This is a genomic window from Algibacter marinivivus, from assembly GCF_003143755.1.
Classification (GTDB): domain Bacteria; phylum Bacteroidota; class Bacteroidia; order Flavobacteriales; family Flavobacteriaceae; genus Algibacter_B; species Algibacter_B marinivivus.
The window spans coordinates 850,372-865,606 of sequence record NZ_QFRI01000001.1 but is presented as its reverse complement, the minus strand read 5'-3'; the positions used below and the strand labels follow the sequence as shown (position 1 = coordinate 865,606).

The window sequence follows — 15,235 nt, the reverse complement described above, 5'->3', positions numbered from 1 at the left end:
GGGTCGGGCTTTTCGTTCCAAGTCCTCGCACCTCTCCCGATAGCTATCGGGATCGGGCTGTGGGCTATCCACTGCAATCCCTAACGCGGGCTTATTGCAAAGTTATTTTACTAAGCAAAAAATTATTTAACTGCTTTAGCCTTTTCTTTTGCTACCTCATTGCGCTCAATAGTATGTTCTGGCCTTGTCCATTTTGGTTTTTCACCTAAAGCCTCGTATTTAGAATCTTCAGCTTCAACTGTTTGAGGTTGTACTTTTTTAGTAAATGGCTTTTGTGGATTTAAACCCAGCAATTTAAACATCTCCATATCCTCATTAACATCAGGGTTTGGAGTAGTCAGTAATTTATCACCGGCAAAAATAGAGTTAGCACCAGCAAAAAAGCACATAGCTTGTCCCTCTCTAGTCATTTGAGTTCTTCCAGCACTTAAGCGTACTTGAGTTTCAGGTAAAACAATACGTGTTGTTGCCACCATTCTTACCATGTCCCAAATAGAAACAGGTTTTTGATCTTCAAGAGGCGTACCATCAACTGCAACTAAGGCGTTAATAGGTGTAGATTCTGGTTGCGGATTTAAAGTAGAAAGTGCAACAAGCATACCAGCTCTATCTTCTATATCTTCACCCATTCCAATAATACCGCCACTACAAACGGTTACATTGGTTTTTCTAACATTATCGATAGTTTCTAAACGGTCTTCAAAACCACGAGTAGAAATAACTTCTTTATAGTATTCTTCAGATGAATCTAAATTATGATTGTAGGCATATAAACCAGCTTCAGCTAAACGTTGTGCTTGATTTTCGGTAATCATACCCAATGTACAACAAACTTCCATGTCTAGTTTATTAATGGTACGCACCATTTCCAGAACCTGATCAAACTCTTCACCATCTTTTACATTTCTCCAAGCTGCACCCATACATACACGAGAGCTACCACTAGATTTTGCCCGTAAAGCTTGGGCTTTAACTTGCTGTACACTCATTAAATCATTGCCTTCAATGTCGGTATGGTAACGGGCTGCTTGAGGGCAATAGCCGCAATCTTCAGGACAGCCACCAGTTTTAATGGATAATAACGTAGATACTTGAACCGTGTTTGGATCATGATTTATACGATGCACCGTAGCTGCTTCATAAAGCAGTTCCATTAAAGGTTTGTTGTATATATCTAGAATTTCCTGTTTAGTCCAGTTGTGTTTAATCTCGCTCATAAATCTACTCGTTAATTAAAATCAAAAGTAGTAATTATACAGGATATACTTATAAATATTATTACAAAATTAAAACCATAACAGAACATTTCCATTTATACCATACAAAGTGTTTTTAATACTGTTCGTCATTAAATTTTGTTTTAAGGTATTCATTTTCAATATATTTAATAATACCAACCAAAGTTTTACATAATGAATAGGTTAAAGGTTTTTTTAAAAAGTCCTGAGAAAAAGAACTTATTTAAAATGACAAAGGAATTTTTTACTTTAATGATAAAGAAAAAAGAAATTCCTTTTTATTATTTTAAATATTTATATCAAAAAGATATTCCAAACTATTTAGATTATTTAAGTCTTACCGAACAAAGGAAAATTCAATTACATCCAACCTTACACACCCCCAATTATGTTGCATTGATTAATAATAAATTGTATTTTTCTTTATTGAGTAAACACACAAAAATAAAAATGCCTAAACTCCTAGGTTTTAATTTTAAAACAAGTTTTTTTTATAATAATGAAGTAGTTCAAATTTACAATGTAGAAGGTTTAAATCTGTTTTTAGAAAACATATTCTACAGAGAAAATGTTAATGGAATATTTTTTAGACCGCCTTCAGATTATGGAGGAAAAGGCTGCTTCAAAATAACGAGGTTAAATTTTAAAAAGCAATTAGTAGAAGTATACAATATACTTAAAACAGGAGATTTTGTGTATACTGAAGTTATAGAACAACATAGCTTAATTAATCAAATTCATAGTAAATCAATAAATACACTAAGGTTAGTTTCATTAAGAACTTCAAAAAATGAAATTGAAATAATTAGTGCATATATAAGATTTGGAGTTGGAGATAATATTGTTGATAATGCGTCGTCTGGAGGTTTTTTTGTAGGAATAAATATAGAAAACGGAACACTAAAAGCTGTTGGTTATTTTAAGCCCGAATTCGGTGGACAAAAACCAACTGAACATCCAGATAGCGGGTTCAGGTTTAATGGTTTTGAGATTCCTTTTTATGAAGAAGCTTGCGAAAGCGTAATTAATGCTTCTAGAATTATTCCAGATAGATTAATAGGATGGGATGTGGCTATTACACCAGATGGACCAGTAATAATTGAATCAAATGCAGAACCAGGTATGCATACTAGTGATATTGCCTACGGAGGCTTATTAAGAAACCCGTATGTAAAAGAATTAATGGGAGAATTAAATTAAGACTAATTCTGGAAAACTTCCTATTGTTATTATATTTAACTAACTAATTTGTGAGAAATTTTGAAGGCATTTCAAGAATTTGGATCTTTATTAAAGATCCAAATAAAAAGAGTTTTTTTAAGATAATTAAAGAAGTACTTGTTCTAATTGTTAAAAAAAGAGAGTTTCCATTCTACTATTTTAAATATATCTATAGGAAAGAGGTTACCAATTATTTAGATTATTTAAGTGCTGGAGAGATGAATAAAATTGGTAATAGTAAAATACTCCATAAGCCTGAATATAATTCGTTAATCGGAAATAAATTGTTTTTTACATTGTTTTCTGAAAAAAGTTCTATTAAAACACCTAAATTGATTAGTTATAACATAGGGAGGAGTTTTTGTTTAAGTAATAGAATTATAGAAGTTAGCACTTTAAAAGGTGTTATTATTTTTATTGAAAATGTTTTCAATGAATTAAATATTGAAGAACTTTTTTTTAGACCACCTTTAGGTTATGCTGGAAAAGGTTGTTTTAAATTAACAAAAAAGAATTTAGAAAAGGAACTAGAAGCTTATTACTTAACAATACTGAATGGGCACTTTGTGCATACTGAAGTTGTTAAGCAACATTCTGAGATAAATAAAATACACAGTAGTTCTGTAAATACTTTAAGGCTCATAACATTAATTACCTCAACTAATAGCATCGAGATAATTAGTGCTTTTATGCGTTTTGGAGTGGGGAAAAGTGTTGTTGATAATTCTTCTTCTGGTGGTTTTTTTGTAGGGATTAATTTAGAAGATGGTACATTAAAAAAAACAGGTCATTATTTACTTGAGTTCGGAGGTAAGGAGATTAGTAAACACCCTGATAGCTCTTTTAAATTAGCGGGTTTTAAGATTCCTTTTTATAAAGAAGCTTGTGAAATTGTAATTAGTGCAACAAAGGTTATTCCAGACAGGTTAATAGGTTGGGATGTAGCGATAACAAACGAGGGTCCACTAATAATTGAAGCTAATCTTGGTCCACATTTGCCAATGAGTAATATTGCATACGGAGGAATGTTAAAAAATGAGCATGTAAAACAGTTAATGCAAGAATTAAAAGCAATGAAATAAATTCTATTTTAATAGACCGTTTTATTCGTTTTTACTGAGTAAGATACTTACGGCGTTACCACCAAAACCAACTGCATTTACTAATATGTTTTGAATTTTATTTGGTGTTTTTTGATTTTTTAAATAAGGAATACTAACAAATTCTTGATGCTGTAACATTAAAACTGCAAGTTCAATACTTAAAGCTCCAGATGCGCCAAACGTATGACCAATTTTCCATTTATTTGATGTTACTGCAGGTGTATTGTTTTTAAATACAGCTTCTATAGCTTTAAATTCTGATTTGTCTCCTTTTATAGTCCCTGGTGCATGCATGACAATAATATCTACTTCATCAGGATTCATTTCTCCCAAGGCCATCCTCATAGATTTTTGGAAACATTTAGCATCACTAGAAATTGAAATATTGTGTTTTAATATTTCGGTAGCATAACCGTAACCTTTAATAAAAGCCAAAGCATTATCGAGTTTACCTTTTTCTAAACAAATCATAGAAGCACCTTCTCCTAAAACCATGGTATTTTTTGATTTATCAAGATCTAGTGCGCGACAAGGGTAAGACCTTTCGACTGCGCTCAAGGTGGCATCGTACTTCGAATAGATTTTAAGCGCTTGCATTTGAGCAATAGTAAATGGTGTTAATGGCGCCTCACTACCACCAACTAAAAACTTATCACACATGCCTGAGTTAATCCAAGCAATGCCATTTAACATACTATGTAACGCTGTAGAACAGGTTATAGAATGACTAATTTCTGGACCTTGAGTTTGTAAATCGTGAGCCACCCAAGAAGATATATTTCCTAATGTAGTTGTTGGAGATGTTAACGTTTTAGCTTTATCATCCTTTAAAAAAGCTTCATGATAATTTTCAAATAGTGAGGTAGCACCACGAGATGAACCTATATTAATACCAAAATTATCAGAATGTTTCCAACCTGCTTGATTTATAGCCTGTCTTGATGCATAAATTGCAAATAATACAGTATCGTCCAATGATTTGTATTTATTATCAGATTGCTTTAAAAGTTTAATTTCTTGTTCTGCTTCATCAGTAATTTTAGAAATAAATACATCTTTTCCTAAAAATGCTTTTGTGGTGATATGATGTGAATTGTTTAGATAGTTTTTCCATGCCTCATCAGGTGATTTTCCTAAGGAAGATATAGATGCAATAGCAGTAATAGAGATTGTTTTGTGCAAGGTTTTAAAGCTTTTGGCAAAAGTAATACTTATGCGTTAGGGATAGAAGCGGCATCCTTTTTAATTTTCAAAAAAAATTAAAAAGATATAGCGGATAGCCCGACCCTTGTGGTAACGCCCTAGATAATTTCTAAAACGTCTTCAATAACTTGATAGACTTGCCGTAGCTCAATATCTGAAATTACATAAGGAACTTGTATGTAAATAGTATTTCCAAGAGGTCTTAAAAACACGCCTCTATCCATAAAAAATTTTAAAAGCTTATCTCGTAAACTACCATAGCGCTCCATTTTGGTGTCAAGATCGATGGCTAAAATAACACCCAAATGTCTTGTGGACTTTATTTTGGGATGATTTTTAATGCGTTTTAGAAAAGCATTATGAGTTTTAGCTATATTTTTAATGTTGTTTTGAATTTCTTCTGAGGTAAGAAGTTCAATTCCTGCTATTGCTGCTGCACAAGCCACTGGATTTGCGGAATACGTATGGCAATGGAAAAACCCTTTTGCCATATCATTACTTAAGAAAGCATTAAAAATGTCTTGGGTGCAAGATGTAATTGCCATAGGAATTAAACCTGCCGTTAAGGCTTTACTAAGGCAAATAATATCAGGTTTGGTGTCTATATAATCTGAAGCGAAGTGTTTCCCAGTTTTGCCAAACCCCGTCATCACCTCGTCAGCAATAGTTAGGATATTATTATTTTTACAATATTTTATAATAGTATTTAGTCCATCGGCATCATGAATTTTCATTCCTGCAGCACCTTGAATTAATGGTTCGTAAATAAATCCAGCAACATTGTGGTTTGAAATGTAACCTTCTAATTGTTTTATAATGATATCGATATTAGAGCCATTTGGTGTTGGAATACGCTTTACATCAATTAGAAAATCTTCAAAAGGCCCATTGTATACTGATAATCCTGATACGCTCATAGCACCAAACGTATCGCCATGGAAACCGTTTTCAAAGGCTATAAATGTTGAGCGTTTATCTTCTTTATTGAAGTAATATTGAAGTGCCATTTTAATGCCAGATTCAACTGCAGTAGAGCCATTATCATTAAAATAGATCTTATTTTGGTTTTCTGGGAGTATTTTAATGAGTTCTTCAGATAGTTTTATAGCAGGCTCATGTGTGAAATCGCTAAACATAACTTGATCTAGTTGCTGCATTTGCTTATGTGTAGCTTCTATAATGTAATCGTTACAATGGCCATACATACAGGTATACCAAGATGCAATAGCATCAATATATTCATTCCCGTTTTCATCAGTTAGAATACAACCTTTTGCTTTTACAATGGCTAAACTTTCTGGGTTTAGTTGATGCTGTTTTAGCGGATGCCAGAGGTGTTTTTTATCGCGTTCTTGTAGATTCATAACTTTTCTTTAAACAATTCAGCATACGCTTTTATCACGTTTTTATCAAAATATGGTTCTTCATCAATGCGCCCTATCACGGGAACTTGTGTCATTTTTTTGATGATATCTTCAGTAGTTGGGTGTTTATCTCCACTAAAAATAATAGATACACCAAATCCTTTTTCCTTTAAAGCATTTATGGTTAAAAGGGTGTGATTGATGCTTCCTAAATAATGTCTCGATACCACAATAACTTTGTATTCCGGTTTTATTAAGTCAAAAACGGTGTCTCTGTCATTTAGTGGAACTAACAATCCACCAGCACCTTCAATAACTAAGTGATTCTTTGTTTTTGGTGTTTTAATTTTTTTGATATCAATTTCAATACCATCAATATTAGCGGCACCATGCGGACTCATAGGCGTTTTTAATGCATATGCGTTTGGATGAAATATTGATTTAGTGTTGGATATCAATTGCTTTACTTTTTTGGTATCACAGTTATCTAACTCTCCGGCTTGAACAGGTTTCCAATAATCGGCTTCTAGAGCTTCAGTGACTATTGCTGATGCTACTGTTTTTCCAACATCGGTTGAAATTCCTGTAATGAAATATGTACTCATTTTAAATCAAATTCTGTTTTACAATCTTCGCACTTGTACTTATGTTTTGTGTAAAATGGAAGTGCTGAAAATAATACACCAAAAATAAACGCAAAAAATGATTTAGCATCTTTTATTGTTGAAAATAACTCGATATGTTGCCCTAGACAATTAGGACAATTTATGGTATTTCCGTCATCGTCTATTGAATATTTATTTAAAGAATCTAAAATATGTTGCGCTTTTAAAGCATCTTTAGATAACACTTTAAGTTTTACGCCACCAATAGCGTTGCTTACTAAAGGATCCGTATCTATTGTTAGGTTATCTGATAGAAATACTTGAATGCCATCAGCTTCCAAACGACCCTTTATAATTTGGGCTTCTGTAGAGTATTGAAATCTAGCGATGGTTTTAAATGTGTTGCTCATATATTTACTAAAGTGGCCAGTTGTTGTAATACATTAGAAATATCATTTTCAGAATTAAAATTATGTAAACAAAAACGTAAACGCTCTTGTCCTTCTGGAACTGTAGGGGAAAGTATGGGTTTAACATCAAAACCACTATTCTGAAGTTTTTCTGAAATAGATTTCACTTTATCATTCCCAGAAATAATACAACAATGGATGGCTGAGTTAGATTCAATAAAAATATGTTGAAGTTTATTATTTACTATTTCAGCCTTAAAATAAGTAATATTTTTATTGAGTTTACTTCTGTTTTTAGTATTTGATAATTCGCTATATGCCGAATATATTGTTGCTAAACTATGTGGTGGTAAAGCAGTTGTGTAAATAAAACTACGCGAAAAATTAATGAGATACTGTTTTAGTTTTTTGTTTCCTAAAATGGCTGCACCATGGCATCCCATAGCTTTACCAAAAGTAATAATACGAGCAAAAATGTCTTGTTCTAATTTTAAATCTTGAATCATACCAACGCCATTTTCTCCAAAAACACCAATAGCATGAGCTTCATCAACTATAAAAAGGGCATTATAATTTTTACATATTTGAGCTATACTTATTAAATCTGGTGAATTTCCATCCATTGAGAAGATTGATTCTGTAACGATGTAAATTTCAGCATCAAAAGGAATCCGACTACGCTCGGTCTGACATTTTTGTTCTAAATCTTTGAGATTGTTATGTTTAAATTTGTATGCTTTGGCATTACTCATTTTAATGCCATCTCTAATTGAGGCATGTATAAATTCATCATAAATAATAACATCTCCACGTTGTGGAACGCTAGAGAAAAAACCGAGATTTGCATCATAACCAGAATTAAATACTAATGCATTTTCATTATTATGAAAATTAGCTATAATATCTTCAACTATATTATAAAGGTTATGATTCCCTGAAAGCAACCTAGAACCTGTTGACCCATTATTAGAAATATTATGAGCTTTTAAAAACTCATGAGTGCTATTAAAAATAGTTTCAGATTTTGAAAAACCTAAGTAATCATTTGACGAAAAATCTATTAAATCATTTTGCACTCCAAGTTGGCGTAAAGCATTATTCGCTTTGCGTTCTTCTATTTTTTGATATAGCTTTTGAGGGAAGTCTTTCATCTAAAAACAAATATAAATAATGCATTCTTGATTTTATGATTTAAAAGTTTTTTAATTAAAATTATTGTTTTTCGATAATTTTTTTATATGTTTGTTATTGTTAAACAATAATTTAATTATCAATATTATGAAAAAAATAAAATTTTTACATGGTCTTTTAATAGTTTTATTGACTCTTTTTACAATAAGTTTCTTTGCTGAACTTTATAATTTTAAAACTTTTGAAGGAGAATATTTGTATTCACACTTTATTATAAACATGAGTATTTCTTTGATTATTATCATAGGTTTATTCTTTAAACAAAGAGCTTTGTATTCAATCATTAGAAAAGGCTTTTTTAATAGTACTATTCATGCTAATTTTAAAAAAGCAGGTTTGTTTTTCCTCATTGCTGGTTTTGGTGGAGTTGTATTTGATGTTGTAATGATAAGCAAAATATCTGACCGTATAGTAGAGCTTTTATATTCAAATTTAGGGAAAGACTTCTTATTAATTATGGTTGGTTTTAGCCTTTTTATACTTGCAGATATAATTCAAAATGGCAGTAATTTAAAACTAGAAAACGATTTAACTATATAATTATGAAAGACAATACTACGATATTAACATTTATTACTTGGGGACTTTTGTTGTCTGCCGTTTCTGTATTGCTTAATGATATGCGCGAGTTTGATTTTAATCAATTCAAAGAATTTCAAAATTGGGCAAAAACAGCAAATAAAAATGATCCTTGGTTCACCTCAAAAAATGCTATCCAATGGAGTTATTATGCTATTAATGCAGGTTTGTTTTTCTGGAGAGGCTATCTTATATATGGGTTTTCGTATTTTTTATCAATATTAAAGGAGATTGAAAACGGAAATTATTTTAGTGATAAGAATATTAGTTATTTTAAAAAGATTGGAAATATCTTTGTTTGGTATACCATTAGCGTTTTAGTGTTAAGGTTTCTTTTGGCAGCAATTGGAGAATCTACATTTAACTTTTTTAATGAGCTTAAAGCAGAATTCACCTTTTTAATACCAGTAGGATTAGCATTCTTTATTCTTGCTGAAATTTTTAAAAGAGGTAAAGAAACTGAAGAAGAAAACGATTTAACCATATAACTATGCCAATAATTGTAAACCTAGACATCATGCTTACCAAACGAAACATGAAAAGCAAAGAGCTAGCTGAAATTATTGGTATAACCACAGCAAATATGTCTATTTTAAAATCTGGAAAAGCCAAAGCAGTACGATTTTCTACATTGGAAGCTATTTGTAAAGCTTTAGACTGTCAACCTGCTGATATTTTAGAGTATGTTGAAGATTAAATTGTATTTTTGAGACGCTTTTAATTATATAATTTTTCGTTATGAAAGTCTGTTTTTTTCTTTTAGTATGTTTTATATCTTCAATGGGTTTTGCTCAAGATAATCATATCGTAAAAATCGAAGATGGAAGAAGTGTTTTACTAAACGCTGATTTTACTTGGGAATATATTGATTCTGAAAATTCAGGTACTATAAAATCTAAAAAAAGTACCAGCTGTAATTTAGCTGTAAATTACTCAGAACCTCAATTAAACAAAAAAATACAAGCACAATTAAAAAAAGGGCGCGCAACAATGTCTCATGTTAAGAAGAAAGTTGCCAAAGCACATAATTGTGATGTAAAAGATGTTGTTTTATTATCTGTCTCAGAGCAAAAATCTAAAGCAACATATACTTTTTGCGTTAATGGAGAAGAGGTAGCTTACAAGCGTATTGGCAATGCTATTATAAAGAAAGAGAAACTTTTTTAATCTGAGTAGACAACTTTATTAGTTTCTTTGTAAACTTTTTTGTTAACCCATCTGTGGTATCCAGCTTTTCTTGCATCAAGTAAATCTATATCTAATTTTTCAGAAATTAGAAAACCATTTTCCATTGCTTTTTCTGAATCATCCAAAGTCATTAAATTCAAAATTTCATTCTTTTGATACCACATATTTATTTGAAAATAACTACCAGTTTTAAAAACAGAGATATATTTAAGGTCTACTAAATCTTGCCACACTTCTTTGTAGTTAAAAAGGCCAACTCTAAATTGGTGTTGTATTTTATTGTTCTTGAAATTTAAATGTATACTATGGGATGCTATTGACATGAACGAAGAAAAAAATAATATTAGGAATAAAATAACTAAATATATTATGATTGTCCATTTTTCTGGATGATTTAAAAGATCTTTATATCGATATAAATACATAACATAACTAAATAAACCAGCGTACAATAATGCTACTATAATTTTATTAATAAGAGGCTTATTGGGTTCGCTAATTATAAGGTCACTTTTAAACATTTAACAAATATAATAAAGAGCTTTAGTTCAAAAATTGAAGAAATCATATTACTTTTATACGCATGTACGCCCTAGTAGATTGTAACAATTTTTATGCGTCTTGTGAACGCGCTTTTAATCCAAACTTACGCCACAAACCCGTTGCTATTTTAAGCAACAATGATGGGTGCGTAATATCCAGAAGTGATGAGGCAAAAGCATTAGGATTACCCATGGGCGCACCTATTTTTAAGTGGGACGGCTTTTGTAAACTAAATGGAATAAAAGTATTATCTTCAAACTACCCGCTATATGGAGATATGAGTCATCGGGTTATGACGATTCTAGAGCAATACACTCCAGATGTTGAGGTATATAGTATAGATGAAGCTTTTCTAGAATTTAAAGGCTTCAAAAATCATGATTTTGAAGACTATGGCAATCAAATGCGACAGCGCATTTTAAAATGGACAGGTATTCCAACTAGCGTAGGTATTGCGCCAACAAAAGCATTAAGTAAAGTCGCTAACAAGGTAGCTCGAAAATTTCCAGAAGCAACAAGAGGCGTGTATGTAATTGATTCTGAAGAAAAGCGAATAAAAGCCTTAAAATGGATAAAAGTAGAAGATGTTTGGGGTATAGGCAGAGGCTTACAAAAACGATTAAAAGCCAAAGGTTGTAAAAAAGCTTATGATTTTACACAACTTCCAGACCATTGGGTACGCAAAAACTTTACAATCACAGGTTGGAAACTCAAAAAAGATTTGGAAGGCATTTCAAAAATAAAACTAGACGAAGTAGAAGCAAAACGAGCCATAGCTACCACAAGGAGCTTCGAGTACACCTATTCAGATATCGATAATATAAAAGAACGCATTTCCACTTTTGCCACAAGTTGTGCCGAAAAATTACGCAAACAGGGTTCTAGTTGCCACATGATATATGTAACGTTGCAAAGCGACAGACATAAAAAAGATTTAGAGCAGCATCGTGCAAGTCGGGTAGTCAGTTTGCCATATCCCACAGATTCCAACCTAATTATTAGCCAGCAAGCTGTTAACGCCGTAAAAAGCATTTTCAAAGCCGGCATAAAGTACAAGCGCGCGGGCGTCATTGTTATGGGCTTGGTGCCAACCAATAACCACCAGTTACAAATGTTCGATACCGAAAACCCTAAGCACAAACCTTTAATGCACGCCATAGACGGTTTAAACTCCAAATACGCCAATAACAAAGTAAAACTAGCTAGCCAAGATCTAAAACGCACATGGAAAATGCGTCAAGAACGCTTATCGCCACGTTACACAACCAATATTAATGATATTATAGTTGTTAAATAAACTAAGAATCTCAAAAAAATAAACTAATTTTAAGAACATAAAATAAGTATATGGGCGTTACCACAAGGGGTCGGGCTTTCCGCTATATCTTTTTTGCAGAAAAAGCAAAAAAGGATGCCGCTGCAATCCCTAACGCACTTAACCGCCAACAAAATTCTATACCCAATGATATTGCATAAATCTAACAACCTAACCTTTTTCACTCCAAACCAAATAAATGGCTTAGGAGCTCCTTTTTTTGATACAGGAATTTCAGCAGGATTCCCATCACCAGCTGAGGATTTTAAAGAGCAACGTCTTTCCTTAGATAAGGAGCTTATAAAAAACAAAGAAGCTACATTCTTTGCTCGTGTTAGCGGACAATCTATGATAGGGGCAGGGTTAGACGATAAAGATTTACTCGTAATAGATAGAAGTCTAGAACCTTCTCACAATAAAATAGCCGTTTGTTTTTTAGATGGCGAGTTTACCGTAAAACGCCTAAAAGTAAATAAAGAAGGTGTTTGGTTACAACCAGAAAACCCGCATTACCCAATTATAAAAATAACTGATGATAATGATTTTGTTATTTGGGGTATAGTAACAAATGTCATAAAAAAGGTATAAATATTAACCGTGAGTATTAGTTATAAAACAGCGGTTACAGATCAAGAATTACATCAAATTCTAGAGCTCCAACAAAAAAACATTCCAACTTCAATTTCAGAAGAAGAAAAACAAAAAGAAGGATTTGTTACTGTACACCATAGTTTTGAGTTACTCAAAGCCATGAATAGTAAATGTGCCCATATTATTGCTACCAGCAATAATAATGTAGTAGGCTATGCATTATCAATGGTAAAAGATTTTAAAGAGGATATAGATGTTTTAAAACCCATGTTTACAAAGATTGAAGCAAACATACCAAGTACTTTAAAATACATTGTAATGGGTCAAATCTGTATTGATAAAGCATTTAGAAAAAAAGGAATTTTTAGGGGGATGTATAGCAAAATGAGGGATGAGATGAAACAAGAGTATAATGCTATTATAACAGAGGTAGATGAAACTAACCTACGATCCCTTAATGCGCATCATGCAATTGGATTTAAAATGCTATATTCATACCGCTCTAAGCTTCAAAATTGGGAAATCCTTAAATGGGATATTTCATAATGAGTTCATTATAACGATATGATTAAAAAGATTTAATCTATATGGAATTTGATAATCCAATACTGTTTTTTATATGTTCTATTGGTGTATTTAATGGCTTTTTTGCTAGCTTCTATTTCCTGTTTTTCAGTAAGCAAAAACGAGTTCAAAATTTATTCTTTGGTTTATTACTTTTAATGCTAAGTGTTAGAATAGGAAAATCTGTATATATACTTTTTACAGAACGGGCTCATCGAGATTTATTAATTCCTCAAATAGGTCTTTCTGCATGTTTTTTAATTGGTGTTTCCTTGTTTTATTATTTAAAATCTTCAGTAGAAAACAGGAAAGTTATTCCGAAAATATGGAAGATACACTATATTATTCTTGCCTTAATTATTGTTTTGGTAGGGGTACTAAAACCGTATAAAACAAATGTGGATTTTTGGCATCATTATTTTGTTCATTTTATTTATGTAGTTTGGGGAATTTATATATTAATCTCTGTTTTTGTTTTAAAAGATATTTTTCAGAAACTTACTAATAAAAATATAAAATGCACAACTTCAGAAGTATGGTTAGTTGCCGTTTTTATTGCAAACGTATTAATCTATTCAGCGTATATAATTGGCTATTTTTATCTTTATTTAATTGGGACTATTACTTTTTCAGTGGTGTTTTATGCATTGTTGGTTTTTTTACTATTTAAAAAGAATAGAGAAAGTGTTTTTCAAGATATTCCAGAGAAATATGCTTCAAAAAAGATTGACACAAACGAAGCAGATAAGCTTATTAATGAATTGTCTTCTTTAATGGAAACCCAAACGTTGTTTAAAAATCCAGATGTAAAACTGAAGAATTTAGCAGACCAATTAAATATTTCCAAACATTATTTATCACAATTATTAAACGATAATTTAGGAAAGTCGTTTGCACAATATATAAATGAGCGAAGAGTTGAAGAAGCAAAACGCTTACTAATAGAGAACAATCAATTCACTCTTGAAGCTATTGGTTTTGAAGCTGGATTTTCTTCAAAATCCACATTCTATTCTACATTCAAGAAGATTGTAGGACAAACACCATCAGAGTTTAAAAAACAATTCTCTTAGACATTTTATCCAATTTTATAATTCTGGACAGTTCCATTATAACCTAACACTTTAAATTTTATTTGTTTTTTGAAGTTTGCACAGAACTTAAAATTAAAACAAATGAAAAAAGTAGTTATTCTATTTGCATTAGTCTTAATGTCTAATTTCCTTTTAGGACAATCTAAAGATAATTCTGATCCAAATTCAACTGTTATTAGATTAGTTATCTTAAACGATAATGGCGACATTTTAATAAAAAACTCAACTATAGGTTGGCTTACAATAAGTACAACTTTTAAACAAAGACAAACAATTAATGAAGTTGTTGACAGTCTCTCTAATAGATATGGTGTATCCATTACAAAGCCCAACCTGAAAGGTGTATTTACTTATAAATATAGCTTTAAGAGTTCAACATATATTACACAACTTTATGTTGCTAAATCTACGACTAATGATTTACCAAAAAATAAAAATGTTGAATTTCATTGGGCTTCAAAAGACGATGCTATAAAAAAATTGAAAGAGACAATTCCTTCTTTAGGGCAAATGGTTAATCAGGTTTTGGATTATCCAGATGTTATTTGGGGAGGTTCCTTTTTAGTCAATAAAGAAAACAATGAAGCAAGTTCTTTACAGACTGAAGATTTTTATCCTATTAGTGACCCTTCTACATATAAAATAGAATCTAATTATTCGTTAATCGAGAAAACACTTCAAAACTATATGGAAGGCAGTTCATACAACAAATTAGAAATGCTAGAAAGTGCTTTTGCAGAAAATGCCACTTTATATCTTACAGGAAGAGATGGTGAGTTTAAGATTTATACACCAAAAGAGTACACAGGGTTTTTTAAGAATGCTGAAAAAGGACAATTTAATGGTCGTGATGCTAAAGTGTTAGCAATAGAAGTTGTAAAAGATATAGCAACTGCTAAAGTTGAAATTGCAGGTCCTGAAAGAAAATGGGTTTATATTGATTTATTCTTACTGAAGAAACTTGAAAATGGCTGGAAAATAATTAGTAAAACTGCAACTAGAGTTGATAATGCTAAAGACAACTAA

General features: G+C 31.4%; 18 protein-coding genes. 11 read left to right on the top strand and 7 right to left on the bottom strand.

What is annotated here, in order from left to right; translation table 11 throughout:
• Positions 1-122: 122 nt before the first annotated feature.
• Positions 123-1,217 carry a biotin synthase BioB gene (bioB, locus tag DIS18_RS04125; protein ID WP_109351754.1) on the bottom strand — a complete coding sequence of 365 codons (1,095 nt, stop codon included), beginning with the start codon at positions 1,215-1,217 and terminating at the stop codon, positions 123-125.
• A 195-nt stretch (positions 1,218-1,412) separates the two neighbouring features.
• Between bioB and DIS18_RS04120 the strand changes: the two genes are divergently transcribed.
• Positions 1,413-2,438: a sugar-transfer associated ATP-grasp domain-containing protein gene (locus DIS18_RS04120; protein WP_109351753.1), complete on the top strand. Its 1,026-nt coding sequence runs from the start codon at positions 1,413-1,415 to the stop codon at positions 2,436-2,438.
• 50 nt (positions 2,439-2,488) lie between these two features.
• Positions 2,489-3,541 (top strand): sugar-transfer associated ATP-grasp domain-containing protein, encoded by a 1,053-nt coding sequence (locus DIS18_RS04115; protein ID WP_109351752.1) that lies wholly within the window; start codon positions 2,489-2,491, stop codon positions 3,539-3,541.
• A gap of 21 nt (positions 3,542-3,562) precedes the next feature.
• Here the strand turns inward: DIS18_RS04115 and DIS18_RS04110 are convergent, their stop codons facing one another.
• The 5 genes from DIS18_RS04110 to DIS18_RS04090 form a co-directional block, all read right to left on the bottom strand.
• Positions 3,563-4,744: a beta-ketoacyl synthase N-terminal-like domain-containing protein gene (locus tag DIS18_RS04110; protein WP_109351751.1), complete on the bottom strand. Its 1,182-nt coding sequence runs from the start codon at positions 4,742-4,744 to the stop codon at positions 3,563-3,565.
• A gap of 119 nt (positions 4,745-4,863) precedes the next feature.
• Entirely contained in the window at positions 4,864-6,129 is a 1,266-nt protein-coding gene (gene bioA / locus DIS18_RS04105) for an adenosylmethionine--8-amino-7-oxononanoate transaminase (RefSeq protein ID WP_109351750.1), read from the bottom strand.
• Entirely contained in the window at positions 6,126-6,734 is a 609-nt protein-coding gene (bioD, locus tag DIS18_RS04100; protein ID WP_109351749.1) for a dethiobiotin synthase, read from the bottom strand. The genes bioA and bioD overlap by 4 nt, the downstream gene beginning before the upstream one ends.
• Entirely contained in the window at positions 6,731-7,144 is a 414-nt protein-coding gene (locus DIS18_RS04095; protein WP_109351748.1) for a putative signal transducing protein, read from the bottom strand. Before DIS18_RS04095 ends, bioD begins: the two co-directional genes overlap by 4 nt.
• Positions 7,141-8,295 carry an aminotransferase class I/II-fold pyridoxal phosphate-dependent enzyme gene (locus tag DIS18_RS04090; RefSeq protein ID WP_109351747.1) on the bottom strand — a complete coding sequence of 385 codons (1,155 nt, stop codon included), beginning with the start codon at positions 8,293-8,295 and terminating at the stop codon, positions 7,141-7,143. The genes DIS18_RS04095 and DIS18_RS04090 overlap by 4 nt, the downstream gene beginning before the upstream one ends.
• Positions 8,296-8,422: 127 nt before the next feature.
• Between DIS18_RS04090 and DIS18_RS04085 the strand changes: the two genes are divergently transcribed.
• From DIS18_RS04085 to DIS18_RS04070, 4 genes are read left to right on the top strand one after another with little or no spacing between them, the layout of a single operon-like run.
• On the top strand, positions 8,423-8,875 hold the full coding sequence (locus DIS18_RS04085; protein ID WP_109351746.1) for a DUF2975 domain-containing protein: 453 nt from the start codon (positions 8,423-8,425) through the stop codon (positions 8,873-8,875).
• Positions 8,876-8,877: 2 nt separating this feature from the next.
• Positions 8,878-9,402 carry a DUF2975 domain-containing protein gene (locus DIS18_RS04080; RefSeq protein ID WP_109351745.1) on the top strand — a complete coding sequence of 175 codons (525 nt, stop codon included), beginning with the start codon at positions 8,878-8,880 and terminating at the stop codon, positions 9,400-9,402.
• A 2-nt stretch (positions 9,403-9,404) separates the two neighbouring features.
• Positions 9,405-9,611 carry a helix-turn-helix domain-containing protein gene (locus DIS18_RS04075; RefSeq protein WP_109351744.1) on the top strand — a complete coding sequence of 69 codons (207 nt, stop codon included), beginning with the start codon at positions 9,405-9,407 and terminating at the stop codon, positions 9,609-9,611.
• A gap of 41 nt (positions 9,612-9,652) precedes the next feature.
• On the top strand, positions 9,653-10,081 hold the full coding sequence (locus DIS18_RS04070; protein WP_109351743.1) for a DUF3157 family protein: 429 nt from the start codon (positions 9,653-9,655) through the stop codon (positions 10,079-10,081).
• Here DIS18_RS04070 and DIS18_RS14885 read toward each other — a convergent pair.
• Positions 10,078-10,425 carry a hypothetical protein gene (locus tag DIS18_RS14885; RefSeq protein WP_146191791.1) on the bottom strand — a complete coding sequence of 116 codons (348 nt, stop codon included), beginning with the start codon at positions 10,423-10,425 and terminating at the stop codon, positions 10,078-10,080. The two genes, DIS18_RS04070 and DIS18_RS14885, sit on opposite strands and share 4 nt — an antisense overlap.
• A 260-nt stretch (positions 10,426-10,685) precedes the next feature.
• Between DIS18_RS14885 and DIS18_RS04060 the strand changes: the two genes are divergently transcribed.
• From DIS18_RS04060 to DIS18_RS15025, 5 genes are all read left to right on the top strand, one after another.
• Positions 10,686-11,942 (top strand): Y-family DNA polymerase, encoded by a 1,257-nt coding sequence (locus DIS18_RS04060; RefSeq protein ID WP_109351741.1) that lies wholly within the window; start codon positions 10,686-10,688, stop codon positions 11,940-11,942.
• Between the two features lie 165 nt (positions 11,943-12,107).
• Positions 12,108-12,548 (top strand): LexA family protein, encoded by a 441-nt coding sequence (locus tag DIS18_RS04055; RefSeq protein WP_109351740.1) that lies wholly within the window; start codon positions 12,108-12,110, stop codon positions 12,546-12,548.
• Between the two features lie 9 nt (positions 12,549-12,557).
• Positions 12,558-13,097 carry a GNAT family N-acetyltransferase gene (locus tag DIS18_RS04050; RefSeq protein WP_109351739.1) on the top strand — a complete coding sequence of 180 codons (540 nt, stop codon included), beginning with the start codon at positions 12,558-12,560 and terminating at the stop codon, positions 13,095-13,097.
• A gap of 41 nt (positions 13,098-13,138) precedes the next feature.
• Entirely contained in the window at positions 13,139-14,188 is a 1,050-nt protein-coding gene (locus DIS18_RS04045) for a helix-turn-helix domain-containing protein (RefSeq protein ID WP_109351738.1), read from the top strand.
• 102 nt (positions 14,189-14,290) lie between these two features.
• Complete coding sequence (locus DIS18_RS15025) at positions 14,291-15,235, top strand: nuclear transport factor 2 family protein (protein WP_245925570.1); 945 nt, start codon at positions 14,291-14,293, stop codon at positions 15,233-15,235.